The organism is Kitasatospora sp. NPDC048365 (genome assembly GCF_043200835.1).
Taxonomy (GTDB): Bacteria; Actinomycetota; Actinomycetes; order Streptomycetales; family Streptomycetaceae; genus Kitasatospora; species Kitasatospora terrestris.
Genome location: NZ_JBICYJ010000023.1, coordinates 125,680 through 145,225, shown reverse-complemented (window position 1 = coordinate 145,225; position 19,546 = coordinate 125,680). Strand labels below are relative to the sequence as shown.

General features: G+C 73.9%; 16 protein-coding genes and 1 rRNA gene. 7 read left to right on the top strand and 10 right to left on the bottom strand.

What is annotated here, in order from left to right:
• A 5S ribosomal RNA gene (gene rrf, locus ACGFX4_RS23595) occupies positions 1-85 on the top strand; the annotation flags it as partial.
• A gap of 78 nt (positions 86-163) precedes the next feature.
• On the opposite strand, the gene ACGFX4_RS23590 is transcribed toward rrf, so the two are convergent.
• Both ACGFX4_RS23590 and ACGFX4_RS23585 read right to left on the bottom strand, forming a co-directional pair.
• Complete coding sequence (locus tag ACGFX4_RS23590; protein WP_393077723.1) at positions 164-514, bottom strand: hypothetical protein; 351 nt, start codon at positions 512-514, stop codon at positions 164-166.
• 67 nt (positions 515-581) lie between these two features.
• Entirely contained in the window at positions 582-1,043 is a 462-nt protein-coding gene (locus ACGFX4_RS23585; RefSeq protein ID WP_393077721.1) for a GNAT family N-acetyltransferase, read from the bottom strand.
• Positions 1,044-1,124: 81 nt separating this feature from the next.
• Here ACGFX4_RS23585 and ACGFX4_RS23580 point away from each other — a divergent pair, with 81 nt between their 5' ends.
• The 3 genes from ACGFX4_RS23580 (at position 1,125) to ACGFX4_RS23570 (ending at position 6,108) form a co-directional block, all read left to right on the top strand.
• Positions 1,125-3,368 carry an ATP-dependent RecD-like DNA helicase gene (locus ACGFX4_RS23580; protein WP_393077718.1) on the top strand — a complete coding sequence of 748 codons (2,244 nt, stop codon included), beginning with the start codon at positions 1,125-1,127 and terminating at the stop codon, positions 3,366-3,368.
• Between the two features lie 240 nt (positions 3,369-3,608).
• Positions 3,609-4,898, top strand: a complete 1,290-nt coding sequence (locus ACGFX4_RS23575) for a citrate synthase (protein WP_345699313.1) — start codon at positions 3,609-3,611, stop codon at positions 4,896-4,898.
• 490 nt (positions 4,899-5,388) lie between these two features.
• Positions 5,389-6,108 (top strand): SDR family NAD(P)-dependent oxidoreductase, encoded by a 720-nt coding sequence (locus ACGFX4_RS23570; RefSeq protein WP_393077715.1) that lies wholly within the window; start codon positions 5,389-5,391, stop codon positions 6,106-6,108.
• A gap of 4 nt (positions 6,109-6,112) precedes the next feature.
• Here the strand turns inward: ACGFX4_RS23570 and ACGFX4_RS23565 are convergent, their stop codons facing one another.
• The 3 genes from ACGFX4_RS23565 to ACGFX4_RS23555 all read right to left on the bottom strand — a co-directional run bounded on the left by ACGFX4_RS23565 (position 6,113) and on the right by ACGFX4_RS23555 (position 9,839).
• Positions 6,113-8,383 (bottom strand): heavy metal translocating P-type ATPase, encoded by a 2,271-nt coding sequence (locus ACGFX4_RS23565; protein ID WP_393077713.1) that lies wholly within the window; start codon positions 8,381-8,383, stop codon positions 6,113-6,115.
• Positions 8,384-8,466: 83 nt separating this feature from the next.
• Positions 8,467-8,724, bottom strand: coding sequence for a heavy-metal-associated domain-containing protein (locus ACGFX4_RS23560; protein WP_393077710.1), 258 nt, complete (start codon positions 8,722-8,724; stop codon positions 8,467-8,469).
• A gap of 161 nt (positions 8,725-8,885) precedes the next feature.
• Entirely contained in the window at positions 8,886-9,839 is a 954-nt protein-coding gene (locus ACGFX4_RS23555) for a PrsW family intramembrane metalloprotease (protein WP_393077708.1), read from the bottom strand.
• Between the two features lie 130 nt (positions 9,840-9,969).
• Here ACGFX4_RS23555 and ACGFX4_RS23550 point away from each other — a divergent pair, with 130 nt between their 5' ends.
• Positions 9,970-11,139, top strand: a complete 1,170-nt coding sequence (locus tag ACGFX4_RS23550; RefSeq protein WP_393077705.1) for a PP2C family protein-serine/threonine phosphatase — start codon at positions 9,970-9,972, stop codon at positions 11,137-11,139.
• Here the strand turns inward: ACGFX4_RS23550 and dhaL are convergent.
• Together dhaL and dhaK are read right to left on the bottom strand one after the other, a co-directional pair.
• Positions 11,120-11,818: a dihydroxyacetone kinase subunit DhaL gene (gene dhaL / locus ACGFX4_RS23545; RefSeq protein ID WP_393077702.1), complete on the bottom strand. Its 699-nt coding sequence runs from the start codon at positions 11,816-11,818 to the stop codon at positions 11,120-11,122. The two genes, ACGFX4_RS23550 and dhaL, sit on opposite strands and share 20 nt — an antisense overlap.
• 14 nt (positions 11,819-11,832) lie before the next feature.
• The gene (gene dhaK / locus ACGFX4_RS23540; protein ID WP_393077699.1) at positions 11,833-12,828 is read right to left on the bottom strand and encodes a dihydroxyacetone kinase subunit DhaK; all 996 of its coding nucleotides are present in this window, start codon (positions 12,826-12,828) and stop codon (positions 11,833-11,835) included.
• 99 nt (positions 12,829-12,927) lie between these two features.
• Between dhaK and dhaM the strand changes: the two genes are divergently transcribed.
• Complete coding sequence (dhaM, locus tag ACGFX4_RS23535) at positions 12,928-13,326, top strand: dihydroxyacetone kinase phosphoryl donor subunit DhaM (protein WP_393077697.1); 399 nt, start codon at positions 12,928-12,930, stop codon at positions 13,324-13,326.
• 64 nt (positions 13,327-13,390) lie between these two features.
• On the opposite strand, the gene ACGFX4_RS23530 is transcribed toward dhaM, so the two are convergent.
• Positions 13,391-15,079 (bottom strand): bifunctional 3'-5' exonuclease/DNA polymerase, encoded by a 1,689-nt coding sequence (locus tag ACGFX4_RS23530; RefSeq protein WP_393077694.1) that lies wholly within the window; start codon positions 15,077-15,079, stop codon positions 13,391-13,393.
• Positions 15,080-15,286: 207 nt separating this feature from the next.
• Here ACGFX4_RS23530 and ACGFX4_RS23525 point away from each other — a divergent pair, with 207 nt between their 5' ends.
• Positions 15,287-17,317, top strand: coding sequence for a M3 family metallopeptidase (locus ACGFX4_RS23525; protein ID WP_393077691.1), 2,031 nt, complete (start codon positions 15,287-15,289; stop codon positions 17,315-17,317).
• A gap of 42 nt (positions 17,318-17,359) precedes the next feature.
• Here ACGFX4_RS23525 and ACGFX4_RS23520 read toward each other — a convergent pair whose 3' ends face one another.
• Positions 17,360-18,799 (bottom strand): glycoside hydrolase family 5 protein, encoded by a 1,440-nt coding sequence (locus ACGFX4_RS23520; RefSeq protein WP_393077689.1) that lies wholly within the window; start codon positions 18,797-18,799, stop codon positions 17,360-17,362.
• An 82-nt stretch (positions 18,800-18,881) separates the two neighbouring features.
• Positions 18,882-19,490, bottom strand: coding sequence for a TetR family transcriptional regulator (locus ACGFX4_RS23515; protein WP_393077686.1), 609 nt, complete (start codon positions 19,488-19,490; stop codon positions 18,882-18,884).
• Between the last annotated feature and the right edge of the window lie 56 nt (positions 19,491-19,546).

The window sequence follows — 19,546 nt, the reverse complement described above, 5'->3', positions numbered from 1 at the left end:
TTACATTCCGAACCCGGAAGCTAAGCCTCACAGCGCCGATGGTACTGCAGGGGGGACCCTGTGGGAGAGTAGGACGCCGCCGAACAATCATTCAGAGAAAGCCCCTCCCGGGTTCCGGGAGGGGCTTTCTTGCGTTCACCCTCGGGTGGAATCCAGGTGGAATTCAGGCCGCGGTCATCAGCTCGGTCAGTTCGGCGTCGGTGGCGTCGGACGGGAGCCTGGCGGCGAAGGTGTAGCCCTCGTCGCAGAACACCACGCCGAGCCCGGCGGGGACGAGCCGGCGGAAGGCGATGGCCAGCCGCACGGCGTCGTGCCACGGGACGTCGAGGTACAGGCCGGTGCCGTCCTCGGGGAGGTGGACCTCGCCGGGGCCGTCGGGGGTGGGGAGCAGCCAGCCGCGGCCGGGGGAGGGCTCGGCGTCCGGCCAGTGGGCGTGGACGGTGGGCGCGAGTGCTGCCCGGGTGACCGGCCCGCGGGCCGGGTCGCCGTCGATGAACACCATGAACGTCGCCATGGTCGGTTGGTCTATCAGCCGGTACTGACAGTCGGCGGAGGGGTGGCCCGGCGGCCCGGGGAGCGGCTCAGAGGGCGAGTTTGAAGCCCAGGTGGGAGGCGGTGAAGCCGAGGCGCTCGTAGAAGCGGTGGGCGTCGGTCCGGCTGGCGTCGGAGGTGAGCTGGACCAGGGTGGCGTCGAGGCCGCGGGACGTGGTGACGGCCCATTCGATGAGGTCGGTGCCGAGGCCGGCGCCGCGTTCGTCGGCGTGGATGCGGACGGCCTCGATGACGGTGCGGGTGGCGCCGCGGCGGGAGAGGCCGGGGACGAGGGTGAGTTGGAGGGTGCCGACGACGCGGCCGGCGCGTTCGGCGACGACCAGGTGCTGGTGCGGGTCGGCGGCGATGGTGGCGTAGGCGGCCCGGTAGGGGGTGAGGTCGTCGGGGGATTCGCGGGTGGCGCCGAGGGGGTCGTCGGCGAGCATCGCGACGATGGCGGGGAGATCGTCCGCGGTGGCGGGCCGGATCAGCAGGTCGCTCGTGTCGGTCATGATCGCGACCATACTCGGTGGGATGTCGGTGCCAGGAGGTACGGTGCGTGCGGACGGTCACCGGTATCGAGAGGGGGCCCCGTGCGTGCGGAGCAGCAGGCCGACTCGGCCAAGCAGGCGGTGCCGCGTCAGCTCGCCCAGGTGGAGGGTGTGCTGGAGCGGATCACGTACGCCAACGAGGAGACCGGTTACACGGTCGCCAGGGTGGACACGGGGCGCGGGGCGAACGATCTGCTGACGGTGGTCGGGGCGCTGCTGGGGGCGCAGCCGGGGGAGTCGCTGCGGCTGTTCGGCCGCTGGGGGTCGCATCCCCAGTACGGGCGGCAGTTCACGGTGGAGAACTACACGACGGTGCTGCCGGCGACGGTGCAGGGGATCCAGCGGTACCTGGGGTCGGGGCTGATCAAGGGGATCGGTCCGCGGTTCGCGGAGCGGATCGTGGAGCGGTTCGGGGTCGACACGCTCGACGTGATCGAGAACGAGCCGGGCCGGCTGATCGAGGTGCCGGGGCTGGGGCCGAAGCGGACGAAGAAGATCGCGGCGGCGTGGGAGGAGCAGAAGGCCATCAAGGAGGTGATGGTCTTCCTGCAGACGGTCGGGGTGTCGACGTCGCTGGCGGTGCGGATCTTCAAGAAGTACGGGGACGGCTCCATCGGGGTGGTGAAGGAGCGGCCGTACCAGTTGGCGTCGGACGTGTGGGGCATCGGTTTCCTGACGGCGGACCGGATCGCGCAGGCGGTGGGGATCCCGCACGACTCTCCGGAGCGGGTGAAGGCGGGGTTGCAGTACGCGCTGTCGCAGAGCAGTGATCAGGGGCACTGCTTCCTGCCGGAGGAGCGGCTGATCGCGGACGGGGTGAAGCTGCTGCAGGTGGACGTGGGGTTGGTGATCGACTGCCTGGCGGAGCTGGTGGCGGCGGAGGGGGTGGTGCGCGAGCGGGTGCCGGGTGAGGGCGGGGAGCCGGTGAGCGCGGTGTACCTGGTGCCGTTCCACCGGGCGGAGATCTCGCTGTCGAACCAGGTGCTGCGGCTGCTGCGGGCGGACGCGGACCGGATGCCGGCGTTCGCGGGGGTGGACTGGGACGCGGCGCTGGGCTGGCTGGCGCGGCGGACGGGGACGGAGCTGGCGGCGGAGCAGCGGGAGTCGGTGCGGCTGGCGCTGACCGAGAAGGTGGCGGTGCTGACGGGCGGGCCGGGGTGCGGCAAGTCGTTCACGGTGAAGTCGATCGTGACGTTGGCGTTGGCGAAGCGGGCGAAGGTGGTGCTGGCGGCTCCGACGGGCCGGGCGGCGAAGCGCCTGTCGGAGCTGACGGGGGTGCAGGCGTCCACGGTGCACCGGTTGCTGGAGTTGAAGCCGGGCGGGGACGCGGCGTTCGACCGGGACCGGCCGTTGGACGCGGATCTGGTGGTGGTGGACGAGGCGTCGATGCTGGACCTGATTCTGGCGAACAAGCTGGTGAAGGCGGTGGCGCCGGGGGCGCACCTGTTGTTCGTGGGGGACGTGGACCAGCTGCCGTCGGTGGGGGCGGGCGAGGTGCTGCGGGACCTGCTGGCGCCGGGGAGTCCGGTGCCGTCGGTGCGGCTGACGCAGATCTTCCGGCAGGCGCAGCAGTCCGGGGTGGTGGTGAACGCGCACCGGATCAACGAGGGTCTGCCGCCGGTGACGGAGGGTCTGCCGGACTTCTTCCTGTTCGCGGAGGAGGACGCGGAGCGGGCGGCGGGTCTGACGGTGGACGTGGTGGCGCGGCGGATCCCGCAGCGGTTCGGTCTGGATCCGCGGCGGGACGTGCAGGTGCTGGCGCCGATGCACCGGGGGCCGGCGGGTGCGGGGGCGTTGAACACGCTGCTCCAGGCGGCGGTCACTCCGGCGAGGGACGGTCTGGCGGAGCGTCGGTTCGGTGGGCGGACGTTCCGGGTGGGCGACAAGGTGACGCAGGTCCGGAACAACTACGAGAAGGGGCAGAGCGGGGTCTTCAACGGCACCGTGGGTGTGGTGACGTCACTGAGTGTCGACGACCAGCGGCTGACGGTGCTGACCGACGAGGACGAGGAGGTGCCGTACGACTTCGACGAGTTGGACGAGTTGGCGCACGCGTACGCGGTGACGATCCATCGTTCGCAGGGCAGCGAGTATCCGGCGGTGGTGATTCCGGTCACTACGTCGGCGTGGACGATGTTGCAGCGGAACCTGCTCTACACGGCGGTGACGAGGGCCAGGAAGCTGGTGGTCCTGGTGGGTTCGCGGCGGGCGATCGCGCAGGCCGTACGGGCCGTCAGCGCAGGTCGCAGGCACTCCGCGTTGGACCACAGGTTGGCAAGTGGATGATCGTCCAGGGGTGGTGTACGTTCAGAGGTTGTCTTGACGTGAAGAGATTTAGGGCGGAACCTGGTCAGGTGCCGATCTTGTCCGGATCCCACCGGCAGCGGCCGTGGCTTTTGGACACCCTGGTTCTTGTCGGGACCGGGCCCACTCGGCCCACCCGGGTGCGCGACTGTCCCTCGGATGGGGGATCGTAGGAACAGTCAGGGCACTCGGATGAGCATTCATTTCGTCGGTGAGGAAGACGTGAGCGACAAATCGGTAGTACTGCGGTACCAGGACGGCGAGTACGAGTACCCCGTCGTCGAGAGCACTGCGGGCAACGCCGGCTTCGACATCTCGAAGCTGCTCCCGCAGACCGGCCTGGTCACCCTGGACAACGGCTTCGGCAACACCGCCGCGTACAAGTCCGCGATCACCTTCGTGGACGGTGACAATGGCATCCTGCGCTACCGCGGCTACCCGATCGAGCAGCTGGCAGCCAAGGGCGACTTCATCGAGACCGCCTACCTGCTGATCAACGGCGAGCTTCCGACCGCCGACCAGCTCTCGGCCTTCAACGCCGAGATCACCAACCACACCCTGCTGCACGAGGACGTCAAGCGCTTCTACCAGGGCTTCCCGCGGGACGCCCACCCGATGGCGATGCTGTCCTCGGTGGTCGGCGGCCTGGCGACGTTCTACCCGGAGAGCCACAACCCGTTCGACGCGGCCCAGCGCCACCTGTCGACGGTCCGCCTGCTGGCGAAGCTCCCCACCATCGCCGCGTACGCGTACAAGAAGGCGATGGGCCAGCCCTTCGTCTACCCGCGCAACGACCTGAGCTACGTCGAGAACTTCCTCCGGATGACCTTCGCGGTCCCCGCCGAGGACTTCGAGATCAACCCGGTCGTCGTGAACGCGCTGGACAAGCTGCTGATCCTGCACGCGGACCACGAGCAGAACTGCTCGACCTCGACCGTGCGCCTGGTCGGTTCCAGCCACGCCAACCTGTTCGCCTCGATCTCGGCCGGCATCTCGGCGCTCTGGGGCCCGCTGCACGGCGGCGCCAACCAGGCGGTGCTGGAGATGCTGGAGCAGATCCAGAAGGACGGCGGCGACGTCGACGCGTTCATCCGCAAGGTGAAGAACCGCGAGGACGGCGTCAAGCTGATGGGCTTCGGCCACCGCGTGTACAAGGCCTTCGACCCGCGCGCCGCGCAGGTGAAGCTGCTGGCGCACGAGGTGCTCGGCCAGCTCGGCAAGTCCGACGAGCTGCTGGACATCGCGCTCAAGCTGGAGGAGCACGCGCTGAAGGACGACTTCTTCGTCTCGCGCAAGCTCTACCCGAACGTGGACTTCTACACCGGCCTGATCTACCGCGCCATGGGCTTCCCGACCAGCATGTTCACCGTGCTGTTCGCGCTCGGCCGGCTGCCCGGCTGGATCGCCCACTGGCACGAGATGATCAACGACCCGACCAGCCGGATCGGCCGTCCGCGGCAGATCTACACCGGGGTCGAGATCCGCGACTACGTCGAGCTCGGCGCCCGCTGACACCCGCGCACCCCGGTGCGCACGAAGGGCCCGGTCGCTCCCTACGGGGAGTGGCCGGGCCCTTCGGCGTGCTGTGCAGAGTGCGGCGCACGACGCCCGGGGCGGGTGTCCGAGGCAGAAACGGCCGCTCAAAGCGTTCCTGATCCGGGTCCGCCCCGGCGCCGTGCGCGATGGCCGCCGAGGGATCGGCAGCCGTCCGGGGCCCGCCGGAGCCCCGCTCTACAAAAGGTAAGACGTAATGGGGGGCGCAAAGTTACGGCTGGGGGGTGTGAGTTGCCTCTCTCCACGCTCCGTGTGCGGCCGCGTACCGCTCGGGCGGCCTTCCGGGAGGGTCGCGCGGGGGCGGTCCATATCACATGTGCCGCCGGACGCGCTGCGTCACCCTCCCCACTGTCATCGCAACCCAGCGTGATAGGAATCGTCCCAATCCGGTACGGACCGCCCGGCGTTCGTCCCGGAGCGGTGAACGGGTCAGGGAGGGAGTGCGCAGATGGCCAGGAACGTCGTCGTCACCGGTGGTGGCACCGGCATCGGCTTGGAGGTGGCCCGCCGGTTCACCCGGGCCGGCGAGCGGGTCGTGATCGTCGGCCGCCGTCGGGCCGTGCTGGAGAGCGCCGCCGCCGAACTCGGACCCCAAGTCACCCCGCTGGTCTGCGACCTCGCCGACCCGGACGCCGTCGAGGCGGCGCTGGCCGAGCTGCCCGGCGAGATCGACGTCCTGGTCAACAACGCGGGCAGCCGGGAGACCGTGATCGGGGCGGGCCCGCACGCGGCGCTGGCCCGCTGGCGCGGCGACTTCGAGCGCAACGTGCTGACCGCGGTGCTGCTCACCGAGTCGATCCGGGACCGGCTCACCCCGGGCTCCGGTCGGGTGGTCACCGTCTCCTCGATCGCCGCGCTGCGCGGCGCCGGCTCCTACGGCGCGGCCAAGGCCTCGCTGCACGCCTGGAACCACTTCCTGGCCGCCCAGCTCGGCCCGTCCGGCATCACCGCGAACATCGTGGCGCCGGGCACGGTGTCGGGGACGGAGTTCTTCGGCCCCCGGCTGGACGACGCGGAGGTGGCCCGCCGGGCCGCCCGGACGCTGGTCGGGCGGATCGGCGAGTCCGGTGAGGTCGCCGCTGCCGTGTACTTCCTGGCCTCGCCGGAGGCCGGGTTCGTCACCGGCGAGATCCTGCACTGCAACGGCGGCGAGCTGCTCGGGCGCTGACCGCTCAGGCCGCCGCCGCCCGGAACTTGCGCAGCCGCAGGCTGTTGGTCACCACGAAGACCGAGGAGAAGGCCATCGCGGCGCCCGCCACCACCGGGTTGAGCAGCCCCGCCGCGGCGAGCGGGATCGCCGCCACGTTGTAGGCGAAGGCCCAGAACAGGTTGCCCTTGATGGTGGCCAGGGTGCGGCGGGCGAGGCGGATCGCGTCCGCGGCGGCGAGCAGGTCGCCGCGGACCAGGGTGAGGTCGGCGGCCTCGATCGCGGCGTCGGTGCCGGTGCCCATGGCGAGGCCGAGGTCGGCCTGGGCGAGGGCGGCGGCGTCGTTGACCCCGTCGCCGACCATGGCGACGACCCGGCCCTCGCCCTGGAGGCGCCGGACGGCGGCGACCTTGTCCTGGGGCAGGACCTCGGCGATCACCTGCTCGGGGGCGATGCCGACCTCGGCGGCGACGGCCTCGGCGACGAGGCGGTTGTCGCCGGTCAGCAGGACCGGGGTCAGGCCGAGCTCGCGCAGCCGGGCGACGGCCTCGGCGCTGGTGGGCTTGACCGCGTCGGCGACCTCCAGGACGGCGCGGGCCCGGCCGTCCCAGCCGACCGCGACGGCGGTGCGGCCGGCGCGTTCGGCCGCGGTCTTCGCCGCGGCCAGCTCGGGTGGCAGGTGCTGGGCCCAGTCGGCGAGCAGGGCCTCGCGGCCGGCGAGGACGGCGTGTCCGTCGACGACGCCCTGGACGCCCAGGCCCGGGACGTTCTCGAAGCCGTCGACGGCGGGCAGGGTGCCGAGCTTCTCGGCGGCGGCGGTGGCGACGGCTTGGGCGATGGGGTGCTCGGAGGCGTGCTCCAGGGCGCCGGCCAGCCGCAGCGCCTCGGTCTCGTCGGTGCCCTCGGCGGTGTGGACGGCGAGCAGGGTCATCCGGCCGGTGGTGACGGTGCCGGTCTTGTCCAGGACGACGGTGTCGACCCGGCGGGTGTTCTCCAGGACCTCCGGGCCCTTGATCAGGATGCCGAGCTGGGCGCCGCGGCCGGTGCCGACCATGAGGGCGGTCGGGGTGGCCAGGCCGAGGGCGCACGGGCAGGCGATGATCAGCACCGCCACGGCGGCGGTGAACGCCTCGGTGGGGCTGTCCGAGACCAGCAGCCAGGTGACCAGGGTGCCGAGGGCGATCAGGATCACCACGGGGACGAAGACGGCGGAGATCCGGTCGGCGAGGCGCTGGGCGGCGGCCTTGCCGTTCTGCGCGTCCTCGACGAGCCTGGCCATCCGGGCGAGCTGGGTGTCGGCGCCGACCCGGGTGGCCTCGACGACCAGGCGGCCGCCGGCGTTGACGGTGGCGCCGGTGACGGTGTCGCCGGGCCCGACCTCGACCGGGACGGACTCGCCGGTGAGCATCGAGGCGTCCACCGCGGAGGTGCCCTCGACCACCGTCCCGTCGGTGGCGATCTTCTCGCCGGGCCGGACCACGAAGCGCGAGCCGACCGCCAGCTGCGCGACCGGGACGCGGACCTCGCGCCCGCCCTGCAGCACCGCGACGTCCTTGGCACCGAGGTCGAGCAGCGCGTGCAGCGCGGCGCCCGCGCGGCGCTTGGAACGGGCCTCCAGCCAGCGGCCGAGCAGGATCAGCGTGGTGACCGCCGCGGCGGTCTCCAGGTAGAGCGTGGAGGCGGCGTCGCCGCCGCCGACGGCGAGCGTGAAACCGTGCCGCATCCCGGGCATTCCGGCGTCGCCCCAGAACAGCGCCCACACCGACCAGCCGAAGGCGGCCAGGGTGCCGAGTGAGACCAGGGTGTCCATCGTCGCGGCGCCGTGCCGCAGGTTGGTCCAGGCGGCCCGGTGGAACGGCCACCCGCCGTAGACCACGACCGGGCCGGTCAGTGCGAAGGCCAGCCACTGCCAGTTGTCGAACTGCAGGGCCGGGACCATGGAGAGCAGCACGACGGGCAGCGAGAGGGCGGCCGAGACCAGCAGCCGCTCGCGCAGGGGGTCGGGCTCGGCGGTGGGCGGCTGCTCCGGCTCGGCGGCCGGGACGGGCGGCGGGGGGAGTTCGGCGGTGTAGCCGGTCCGCTCGACGGTGGCGATCAGGTCCTCGACGCTCACCTCGGTGGCGAAGGAGACCTTCGCCTTCTCGGTGGCGAAGTTGACCGTCGCCTCGACGCCGTCCATCCGGTTGAGCTTCTTCTCGATCCGCGCGGCGCAGGAGGCACAGGTCATGCCGCCGATGGACAGCTCGACGCTGTCGCGGAACGGCTCGGCGGTCGTGCCGGGCGTGGTGGTGCTCATGCGCTGCTCCTCACGGTGCTGCTCTCCATGGTGCGCGGCCGGGCGGCGGGGCGGGGGCGGGATCGGGGACCGCCCCCGCGGGGTCAGGCGGCGCGGCCGGTCAGCTCGTAGCCGGCCTCGTCGATCGCGGCGCGCACCTCGTCCTCGGCGAGCGGGGCGTCGGAGGAGACGGTGACGGTGCCGGCCTTGGCGTCGGCGGCCACGGCGGTCACGCCGGCCAGGCCGGAGACCTCCTCGCTGATCGACTTCTCGCAGTGGCCGCAGCTCATCCCGCTGACGGTGTAGGTGACGGTGCTCGACATGGTGACCTCCCGGGGGCTCTGTGCTTCTTCCAACACCATACCCCCCTAGGGTATTCCCGTCGGTGGGTGGGGCGGGTGCGGAGCGGTGCTCCGGACCGCAGCATGGCGGCCGGCCGCGAGCAGACAGTAGCCGGAGCGGGAGGATTCGCCCGATTCGGTGCTCCGTCGGGGTGTGTCCGTGACCCGGACGCGCGGCGGCGTCAGCCGGTGGCGGCGCCGGCGGCCCGGTCGCGGCGGACCAGCGTCCGCAGCCAGAGCAGGCCGCCGAGCGAGACGAGGGCCAGGCCCAGCGTGTCGTACAGGGTGTAGAGGTGCACCTGCTGCTTGGTCGGGTCGGGCATGTAGCCGAGCGTGAAGAGCTGCCGCTGGAAGTCGCTCGCCGTGGTCCGGGCGACCAGCCAGACCGCGATGCCGCTCATGCTGTCCCACAGTGCGTGCAGCAGCGAGACGCCCAGGTAGGTGAGGACCACCGGCGCGGTGAAGCGGAAGCGGGTGCCGCGGCGCTCGCGGAACAGTACGCCGCCCAGGATGCCGGTCCACAGGATGTGGCCGACCGGGGCCAGGACCCCGCGCAGGATCTCGGTCTCCACCAGGTCCTTCAGTGACAGGCCCTTGATCGAGATCACCGCGTTGAACGCGTAGCCGGCGCTCTCGAAGGCGGCGAAGCCGGCGCCGACGGTGGCGCCCAGCACCAGGCCGTAGCGCAGCCCGCTGACCGGGATCCGCCGGGCCACCAGGATCAGCGCGGCCAGCTTGACGGCCTCCTCGATCAGGCCGACGCCGAGGTACATCCACAGCGAGGGGGAGAGCAGGTACGTCTCCAGCACCGAGGCGCCGAGCACGCCGATGATCCCGCCGACGCCGAAGCAGGCGAAGATCCGCTCCGGGCCGACGTCGGCCGCGTAGCGCTCGTACGCCCAGACCGTGAAGGTGGCCGGCACCAGGAAGCTGCCGAGCAGCACGACGGTCGGCACCAGGTTGCTGTTGCCGGTGAGGAAGGTGACCGCGACGGTGGCCACCCACAGGGCCAGGCCGACCAGGAAGATCTTCAGCCAGTGCCCACGGCCGGTGCCGGTCGCGGCGGGGGTGGCCGGGGCGGACCAGTCGGCGGGCGGCCGGCCGGGCGGTGGTGGGGTGCTGCCGAATCCGGACATCGGTGGGGGAGGCCCTTCCGTCGCTGCGCACGTGGTGGTCGCACGATATGACAAAAGGGTCAAGTCGGACTGAATTGGCCCGAGGGTCCGGCGCGGCGCGGGGCGGTGGTATGTCCGATATGTTCGGAAGGTGCCCCTGAATCGCCGCGGACGGACGACGGCCCCCCGGGCGGGTGCCCTCCCGGCCGCCCGGCGCAGGAGCACGCTGCTCGCCACCGACCTGCAGGACCTCTCCTTCCTGCGCCGGGCCGCGCCCGCCCTGTTGGCGGTGCTGATCGTCTCCTTGGCGGACTTCTTCTCCGGCCAGGACCGGTACCTCGCCCCGCTGATGGTGGTGGTCCCCTCGATCGCGGGCCTGACCCTGAAACCGCTGGAACTCCTCGCGGTCAGCTCCCTCGGGTTCCTGGCCCTGCTCGGCCTGAGCAACTACGACCAGGTGACCAGCCTCAACGACGGCCGCTTCCTGTTCGGCGCGATGGTCAGCTACGTGCTGCTGACCGTCTTCAGCGCCTGGGTGGCCGAGGTCCGGATGCGAAGAGCGGCGGCCTTCGCCGCCGTCAGCTCGGTCGCGGAGGCCGCCCAGCGGGCGCTGCTGCGCCAGCCGCCGCCGACGGTCGGGCCGCTGCGCCTAGCCGTCCGGTACGTCTCGGCGGCCGACGCGGCGCGGATCGGCGGGGACCTGTACTCGGTGCTCGACACCCCGCACGGGGTGCGGGTGCTGGTCGGCGACGTCCGGGGCAAGGGGCTGGGCGCGGTGCAGACTGCGGCGGTGGTGCTCGGCGCGTTCCGCGAGGCCGCGTACGACGAGGAGAAGCTCACCTCGGTCGCCGGCCGGATCGAGGCGAGCGTCGAGCGGCACGTGCCGGACGGCGAGTTCACCACGGCGCTGTTCGCCGGGTTCGACCGGCCGGGCGTGGTCGAGTTGCTGCACTTCGGGCACGTGCCGCCGATCAAGGTGGGGCGGGACGGCGCGGCCGAGGTGCTGGAGGCGCCGGAGCCGTGGGTCCCGATCGGGCTCGGGCAGCTCGCGGCGGGGGAGCCGACCGCGATCCCGGTGCCGTTCGGGACGGACGACGTGCTGGTGCTGTGCACGGACGGCGTGGTCGAGGCCCGGCACCACCGCAGCGGTGAGTTCTACCCGCTGGCCGAACGGGTCGGCCCGCTGGTCCGGGGCGCGGCGCGGTCGCTGGCGGAGCTGGAGAGCGCGGTCGGGCGGATCTACGCGGACCTGCTGGTCCACACCGGCGGAGAGCTGGGGGACGACGCGCTGCTGCTGCTGATCACCCGGACCGACCACTGACCGCCGCGCAGTCCGCCAGGGCCCGCAGGAGCAGGGCGGTGGAGGTCGCGCCCGGATCCCGGTGGCCGACGCTGCGGGGGCCGAGGTAGGAGGCGCGGCCCTTGCGCGCCTGCAGCGGGGCGGTGTCGGCGGCGCCCCGCTCGGCGGCCTCGGCGGCGGCCCGGCAGGCAGCCGGCAGGCCCCGCCCGACGGCCGCGCGGAAGGCGTCCACGGCGGGCGCGTAGGCGTCGACGATCGTCTTGTCCCCGGGCACGGCACCGCCGAGCGCCTGCACGGCGGCCAGCCCGGCGGCGAGCGCGTCGGCCACCTGCCCGGCGCCGGCCACCGGGCCCGGCAGGGCGGCGCCGATCGCGCGGAGGGCACTGCCGTACAGCGGACCGGAGGCGCCGCCGACCGTGGAGAGCAGGGTGGTGCCGGCGGCCTTCAGGACCGTGCCCGGGAAGCTGTCGGGGGCGACGCCGGGTGCGGCGGCTGGGCCGAGGGCGGCGGTGACGGCGGTGAAGCCGCGGCTCAGGTTGGCGCCGTGGTCGCCGTCGCCGATCGCGGTGTCCAGGGCGGTGAGCTCCTCGCGGTGCGCCTCGACGGCCTCGGCGGCGGCGCGCAGCCAGGCGGTGGCGAGGGCGGCGTCCAGGACGGTTTCCGGGGTGGCTGCCGGGTCGGCCCCGGGGTCGGCGTCCATCGCGGCGGGCTCCTTCAGGACCAGGTGAGGGCGGGGGTGGAGACGGGGGCGTCCCACAGGTCGAGCAGCTCGGGGTCGGCCTTGGTGAGGGTCAGCGAGAAGCCGGCCATGTCGAGGCTGGTGACGTAGTTGCCGACCAGGTTGCGGGCGATCCGGATGCCGCGTTCGGCGAGCCGGGCGTGGACCTCGCCGAAGACCAGGTACAGCTCCAGCAGGGGCGTGGCGCCGAGACCGTTGACCAGGGCGATCACCTGGTCGCCGGAGGTCAGGTGGTGGTCGGCGAGGACGGTGTCCACCACCTCCGCGACCAGCTCGCGGGCCGGGCGCAGCGGGGCGCGGCGGCGGCCGGGCTCGCCGTGGATGCCGACGCCGACCTCGATCTCGTCCTCGGGGAGGTCGAAGCCGGGGCGTCCGGCGGCGGGGGTGGTGGCGGCGGTGAGCGCGACGGCGAAGGAGCGGGAGGCGGCGTCGACCCGTCCGGCGAGCGCCGCGACCGCGTCCAGCGGAGCGCCGCGTTCGGCGAGGGCGCCGGCGAGCTTCTCGACCGCGACGGTCGCGCCGGTGCCGCGCCGCCCGGCGGTCCAGGTGGAGTCCTCGACGGCGACGTCGTCGTCGACCAGGACGCTGCGCACCTCGATGCCCGCTTCGGCGGCGAGTTCGGCGGCGAGCCGGAAGTTCATCACGTCACCGGTGTAGTTCTTCACCACGAACAGCACCCCGGCGCCGCTGTGCACGGCCTTCGCGGCGGTGAGGATCTGGTCGGGGACCGGGGAGGTGAACACCTCGCCGGGGCAGGCGGCGTCCAGCATCCCCGGGCCGACGAACCCGGCGTGCAGCGGCTCGTGGCCGGAGCCGCCGCCGGAGACCAGGGCGGTCTTGGGCGCGGACGGTGCGGCGGTGCGGCGGACCACCCGGGCCCCGAGGTCGACGGTCAGCTCGGGGTGGGCGGCGGCGAATCCGGCGAGCGCGTCCGGCAGGACGGTCTCCGGCGAGTTGATCAGCTTCTTCACGGCGGTCCCGCTCTCGCTCGGTGCGTCCCTCCGGTGATCGACGGTACGTCAGGTGGCGCCGCACTCCCGGGAGGGCGGGGCCGCGTTATGGTCGGCCGCATGGCGGATCCGGTGGGTGTGGTGCTGGTGTCGCACAGTGCGGCGCTGGCCGCGGGGCTGGGCGAGCTGCTCGGCGAACTCGGCGGCGGATCGGTGCCGGTGGCGCTCGCGGGCGGGCGGGCGGACGGCGGCCTCGGAACCAGCTTCGACCTGGTGGAACGGGCCCTGGCCGAGGCGGACCGGGGCGCCGGCGTGGTGGTGCTCGCGGACCTGGGCAGCTCGGTGCTGACCACCCGGGCGGCGCTGGCGGGGCGGACCGGGGCGGCGGTGCCGGCGGTGCTGGTGGACGCGCCGTTCGTGGAGGGCGCGGTGGCGGCCGCGGTCGCCGCCTCGGCGGGCGCGGCGCTCGCCGACGTGGTGGCGGCGGCCGAGCAGGCGCGGGACTTCCGGAAGTTCTGAACCGGGCCGGGCGGGCCCGTCACTCGGCGTCGGCTCACTTGGCGTCGGCTCACTCGGCGTCGGCTCACTTGGCGTCGGCGTAGGACTCCACGATCGCGGTGGTCAGCGGGAAGCGGACCGGGGTGTCGCCGAACACCAGCCGGCTGGCCTCCTCGCCCGCCGCGGCGACGGCCGTCGCCACCTCGTCCGCCAGGTCGGCGGGGGTGTGCACCACCACCTCGTCGTGCTGGAAGAACACCAGCCGGGGACGGTCGGTACCGGACTCCATCGCGGCCAGCCGGCGGCGCAGCGCGGCCAGCAGGGCGAGCGCCCAGTCCGCGCCGCTGGCCTGGATCACGAAGTTGCGGGTGAACCGGCCGCGGGCCCGCGCCGAACGGCCGCCCGCCTCCCCGGGGTCGGCCGCCTCCGTCAGGTCCAGGAAGTCGGCGGACGGCGGCGGGCAGGCCCGGCCGAGCCGCGAGTGGACCACCCCGCCGTCCTCGCCCGTCCGCGCCGCCGCCTCGACGAAGCCCATCGCCGCCGGGTACCGGCGGCGCAGCGTCGCCAGCAGCGGGCCGATGTCGCCGCTGGTCTGGCCGTACATCGCGCCGAGCAGGCCGAGCTTCGCCTTGTCCCGGTCGCCGTGGAAGGCGGACGCGGCGAGCGCCTCGTACAGGTCGCCGCCGGCGGCCGTCCGGGCCAGGCCCGCGTCCTGCGACAGGGCCGCCAGCACCCGCGGCTCCAGCTGGGCCGCGTCGGCGACCACCAGCAGCCAGCCCGGATCGGCCGTCACCGCCCGGCGCAGGATCCGCGGGATCTGCAGCGCCCCGCCGCCGCGACTCGCCCACCGGCCCGACACCACACCGCCCACCACGTACTCCGGGCGGAACCGGCCGCCGCGCGCCCAGGCCGCCTGCCACGCCCAGCCGTGCGCGGCGTGCAGGCGGGACAGCTCCTTGTACCGGATCATCAGGGCGGCCGCGGGGTGGTCGACGGCGCGCAGCTCCCAGCTCCGGGTCGAGGTGAGGTGGACGCCCTGGTCGGCGAACGCCTTCAGCACCTGGCCGTGCGAGTCCGGGTTGAACGGGCGGGTGCCCAGGGCGCGCTGCAGCTCGACGCCCAGCTCGGCGAGGAGCCGGGGCTGGGTGCCGGGGATGGCCGGGCGGGGGCCGAGCAGCTCGGTCAGCAGGGCGTCGTGCACGTCCGTCCGCCAGGGCAGGCCGTCGAACGCCATCTCGGCGGCCAGCAGGGCACCGGCCGACTCGGCCGCCACCAGCAGGCGGAACCGGGCCCGGGCCGCCGGATCGGCGATCGCCCCCACCCGGCGCTGCTGGTCGGCGTGGACGGCGACCAGCGCCTCCAGCGGATCGGCGCCGGCCGGGAGCTGCAGCCTGTCCGGGGCGAACAGGCCGGCCTGCTCGTCGGCGCTCGCCGCCTCCGGCAGGTCGTCGGGGACCGGCAGGCCGCGCAGCCGGGACCACGCGGCGCCGAGCGAGCGCGGCGCGCCCCAGCGGCCCTCGTGGCCCAGCAGCAGCGCCTCGGTCAGCCGGACGTCGTGGCAGCGGGCCAGGCGCAACGGGAGCAGCGGCGCGTACGCACTGTCGGCGGACGCCCAGACCCAGCGGGGCTGCTCGGCCGCCTCGCGGGCGGCGACCGCGTCGGCGAGACGAGGGGCGTGCTCGGGCGGGCCGGTCGGGGCGCCGGCCTCGTCGAGCGGCTGGAGCCGGCCGGCCGGACCGTGCGGGTCGGGCACCAGGGCGTAGCGCGGCGGCACGGCGGCGGCTCCTCTCCGGGCGGACGGGAGTTCGGACAGAGTTCGGACACCTCGACGCTAGCGCGCGGCACCGACAACGGGCCGGCGGCGCCGCGCCGGGGCGGGTCCTCCGGCTCGGCCGGGACCGGCCGACCGCCGACCGACGGTCAGCCGGTGGTCGTCGGGGGCCTGTAGGCAGGGCCGGGCGCAGCGCGTAGGGTCGGCGAAATGAGCGACAATCCCTTCTTCTCGCCCAGCACCCTGGCCTACGAGCTACCGCCGTTCGCCGGGATCCGCGAGGAGCACTACCGGCCGGCCTTCGAACGGGGCATGGCCGAGCAGCTCGCCGAGGCCGCGGCCATCGCCGCCGACCCGGAGCCGCCCACCTTCGCCAACACCGTGGTGGCGCTCGAGCGCTCCGGCGCGCTGCTGCGCCGGGTCAAGGTCGTCTTCGAGAACCAGGACGCCTCCGACACCACCCCCGGCGTGCAGGAACTCGACGCCGAGATCAGCCCGTTGCTGGCCGCGCACGACGACGCGATCGACCTGGACCCGGCGCTGTTCGCCCGGGTCGACGCACTGCACCGCGACCGCGCCGGGCTGGGCCTGGACGCCGAGTCGCTGCGCCTGCTGGAGCGCCGGCACACCGCGTTCGTCCGGGCCGGCGCCCGGCTGGACGAGGCCCAGCAGCAGCGGCTGCGCGAGATCAACGCCCAGCTGGCCGCCGACTCGGCCGCGTTCCGCAAGAACGTGCACACCGACACCCTGGCCCGCGCCCTGGTGCTGGACAGCGCCGAGGAGTTGGACGGCCTGTCCGCCGACGCGGTCGCCGCGGCCGGCGCGAACGCCGAAGCGCTCGGTCACCCCGGCAGGTACGTGCTCAGCCTGAAGAACTTCTCCAACCAGTCGGAGCTCGCCCGGCTCACCGACCGGTCGGTGCGCGAGCGGCTGCTCGCCGCCTCGCTCGGCCGGGCCCGCGACACCAACGGCCCGCTGGCGGCCCGGATGGCCGCGCTGCGCGCCGAACGCGCCGCGCTGCTCGGCCACGACACCCACGCCGCGTACGTGGTCGCGGACGAGACCGCGGGCACGCCGGCGGCGGTGGACGGACTGCTGGCGCGCCTGGTCGGCCCGGCGGTCGCCAACGCGGAGCGCGAGGCGGCCGAGCTGGCCGCGGCCGCCGCGGCCGACGGGATCGCCGAACTGGCCGCCCACGACTGGGCGTTCTACGCCGAGAAGGTGCGGGCCGCCAAGTACGACCTGGACACGGCGGCGCTGCGCCCGTACTTCGAGCTGGAGCGGGTGCTGCACGACGGCGTCTTCCACGCGGCGGGCCTGGTCTACGGGCTGACCTTCACCGAGCGGCCCGACCTGGTGGCCTACCACCCGGACGCCCGGGTCTTCGAGGTGTTCGAGGCGGACGGCAGCCCGCTCGGCCTGTTCGTCGGCGACTTCTTCGCCCGGGAGTCCAAGCGCGGCGGCGCCTGGATGAACGAACTCGTCTCGCAGTCCCGGCTGCTGGACAAGCGCCCGGTGGTGGTCAACAACCTCAACATCGCCAAGCCGGCCGCCGGGGAGCCCGCGCTGCTCACCTGGGACGAGGTGCGGACGCTGTTCCACGAGTTCGGGCACGCCCTGCACGGGCTGTTCTCGGACGTCACCTACCCGCGCTTCGCGGGCACCGAGGTGCCGCGCGACTTCGTGGAGTTCCCCTCGCAGGTCAACGAGATGTGGATGGTCCGGCCGGAGGTGCTGGCCAACTACGCCCGCCACCACCTGACCGGGGAGCCGCTGCCCGCCGAGCTGGTGGAGCGGATGGCCGCCGCGGAGAACTTCGGGCAGGGCTTCCGGACGGTGGAGTACCTGGCGGCGGCGCTGCTCGACTGGGCGTGGCACACCGTGCCCGCCGGGCAGGAGATCGGCGACGCCGAGGAGTTCGAGGCCGCGGCGCTCGCCGGGGCCGGTCTGGCGGTGGCGGCGATCCCGCCGCGCTACCGGACGGCGTACTTCAACCACGTGTTCTCCGGCGGCTACAGCGCCGGGTACTACGCGTACATCTGGTCCGAGGTGCTGGACGCGGACACCGTGGAGTGGTTCGGCGGCAACGGGCTGGACGTGCGGGCGAGTGGCGAGCGCTTCCGCGCCGAGCTGCTGTCGCGCGGCGGCAGCCGGGAGGCGATGGAGTGCGTGCGGGCGGTGCTCGGACGCGAGCCCGAGGTCGGCCCGCTGCTCGCGCGGCGCGGCCTGAACCGGCCCTGACGGTGCGGGGAGCGGCGCCCGGCGCCGCTCCCCGCACCACTGTCAGCGCTGCCCGGCGGTGATCACCGCCGTGGCCGGGTTCCCGATGACCAGGATCCGGGCGTGCCCGGGGGTGCGGTGGACGACGGCCCGGGCGCCGGTGACGGTGAGCGGGACGCCGTCCGGGACGGCGACCGTGGTCCAGCCCGGGGCGCGGTCGGGGGCGAAGGCCAGGGTCCAGACACCGTCGCGGTAGCTCTCGGAGACCGGGGTGCCGGCGAGGGCGGTGGCGTACGGGGCGAAGGCGGGTTCGCTGCCGGGGGCCGGGCGGCCGTCGGGGGTGACGGCGCAGTAGCCGCCGTTGCCGTGGCACCAGTACCACATGGTCCAGCCGGCGGCGAAGGACGCCATGGCGGCGGTCTGCCGCCGGACCAGCTCGGTGTTGCCGGGGGTGCGGGAGTTCGGCGGACCCCACTCGCCGACCAGCACGGGCAGCCGGTGGGCCTGCGGGTAGGCGGTGATCGCGGCGGTGTAGGCCTCGACGAAGCCGCCGGCCGGGTCCCAGTCCCGGCCGGCCTCGACCGCGGTGTCGTAGAAGTGCGGGGCGTAGCCGATCCGGTCGGCGCCGGGCCGGGGGTCGGCGAAGCCGGGCAGCTGGGTGGGCACGCCCTGGCCGACCAGGACGGTGGGCTCGACGAACAGCCAGGAGCGGGAGTCGACGCTGCGGACCGCGGCGATCAGTCGGCGGTACATGTCGGCGAGGCGGCCCTGTTCGAGGGCGGCGGAGGCGGCGACCTGGGCGGCCGGATCGGTCGGGTCGCCGTCGATCGGGCCGAACGGCTCGTTGAACAGGTCGTAGCCGAGCAGGGCGCGGTGGCCGCGCAGTTCGCGGGCGACGGTGGTGTAGAAGTCGCTCTGCCAGCGGCGCAGGTCGGCGTCGTCGTAGAGGTGGCGGAAGGCGGCCTGGACGGCGGGCTGGAAGTAGCCGGCGAACCAGTCGTCCGGGTCGGGGACGAACGGCAGGCCGTCGTCGCGGGTGGCCCAGTCGGGGATGCCGTTGGTGCCGCCGCCGAACCTCGGCCCGTAGACGTCCTGGTGGAAGTCGACCACGGCGAGCAGCCCGTACTTCTCCGCCCAGTCCAGGACCCGGTGCAGCTTGGCGAGTTCGACGCGGTCGTAGTGGCCGCGGGCGGGCTCCAGCCGGGTCCACGAGACGGCGACCCGGACCAGGGTGAAGCCGCCCGCGGCGATCTCCCGCAGGTCCGCCTCGGTGGTCTCGCCGTACTTGTCGACGTTGAAGCCGCGCAGCTGCAGGACCCGGCCGTCGGCGGCGGTGAACAGCGTGCGCCCGTCGGCGAGGGTGCGCGTCCCGGTCGGGAACTCGGCGCGCTGCGGGGCCCTTTGGGCCTGCCGGTCGGCGGCGAGGGCGGGCGGTGCGCAGGTCGCGCCGAGCACGGTCGCGGTGGCCAGGGCTAGGGCGGCGGCGGTACGGCGGACGCGCACGGGACACCTCGGGCGGTGTGGGGGAGGGGGTGTGCGCCGATCCTGCCGCACGTACCCGCACCGCACAAGAGGTGAGCACTACTCATGTTTCCGGATGGTTGACGGCCGAGGGCAGTGTCCCGGCGGCCGCGAGCCGGCCCCACAGCAGATCGGCGAGGGCCTGCACCATCCGGGCCCGCGGGCAGGGCCGCTGCTCCAGCCACCAGTCGCCGGCGGCCAGCACCATGCCGGTGATCGAGCGGCCCCAGGTCTCCGAGAGCAGCGGGCTCTCCGCGCCGAGGTCGACCTCGCCCTGGATGGCCTTGGTGATCTCGTCGGCGATCTGCCGCAGCGCGGGCGCCAGCGCGTTGCCGGCCCCGGTCGGGTCGCCCGGCTCGGGGTGGGTGAGCAGCCGGTACACCTGCGGGCGGGACTCGATCGCGGCGAGGTAGGTGTCCAGCACGTGCTCGACCCGGTCGCGGCGCTCCAGCGGTTCGGCGAGGGCGGCCCGGACCGCGCTCAGCAGGCCCGCGGTGTGGCGGTCGGTCAGCGAGCGGATCAGCCCGTTCCGGTCGCCGAAGTGCCGGTAGAGGATCGGCTTGGTGATGCCCGCCTCGGCGGCGATGGCGTTCATGCTGGCGCCGGGGCCCTCGCGCTGGACGACCCGGTCGGCGGCGTTGAGCAGTTGCTCGCGTCGGGGCTCGGACGACATGGGCCACTCCTCGCGCTGGGCGTTGACAGGACTTACCACTGGGTAGCAGACTCCGT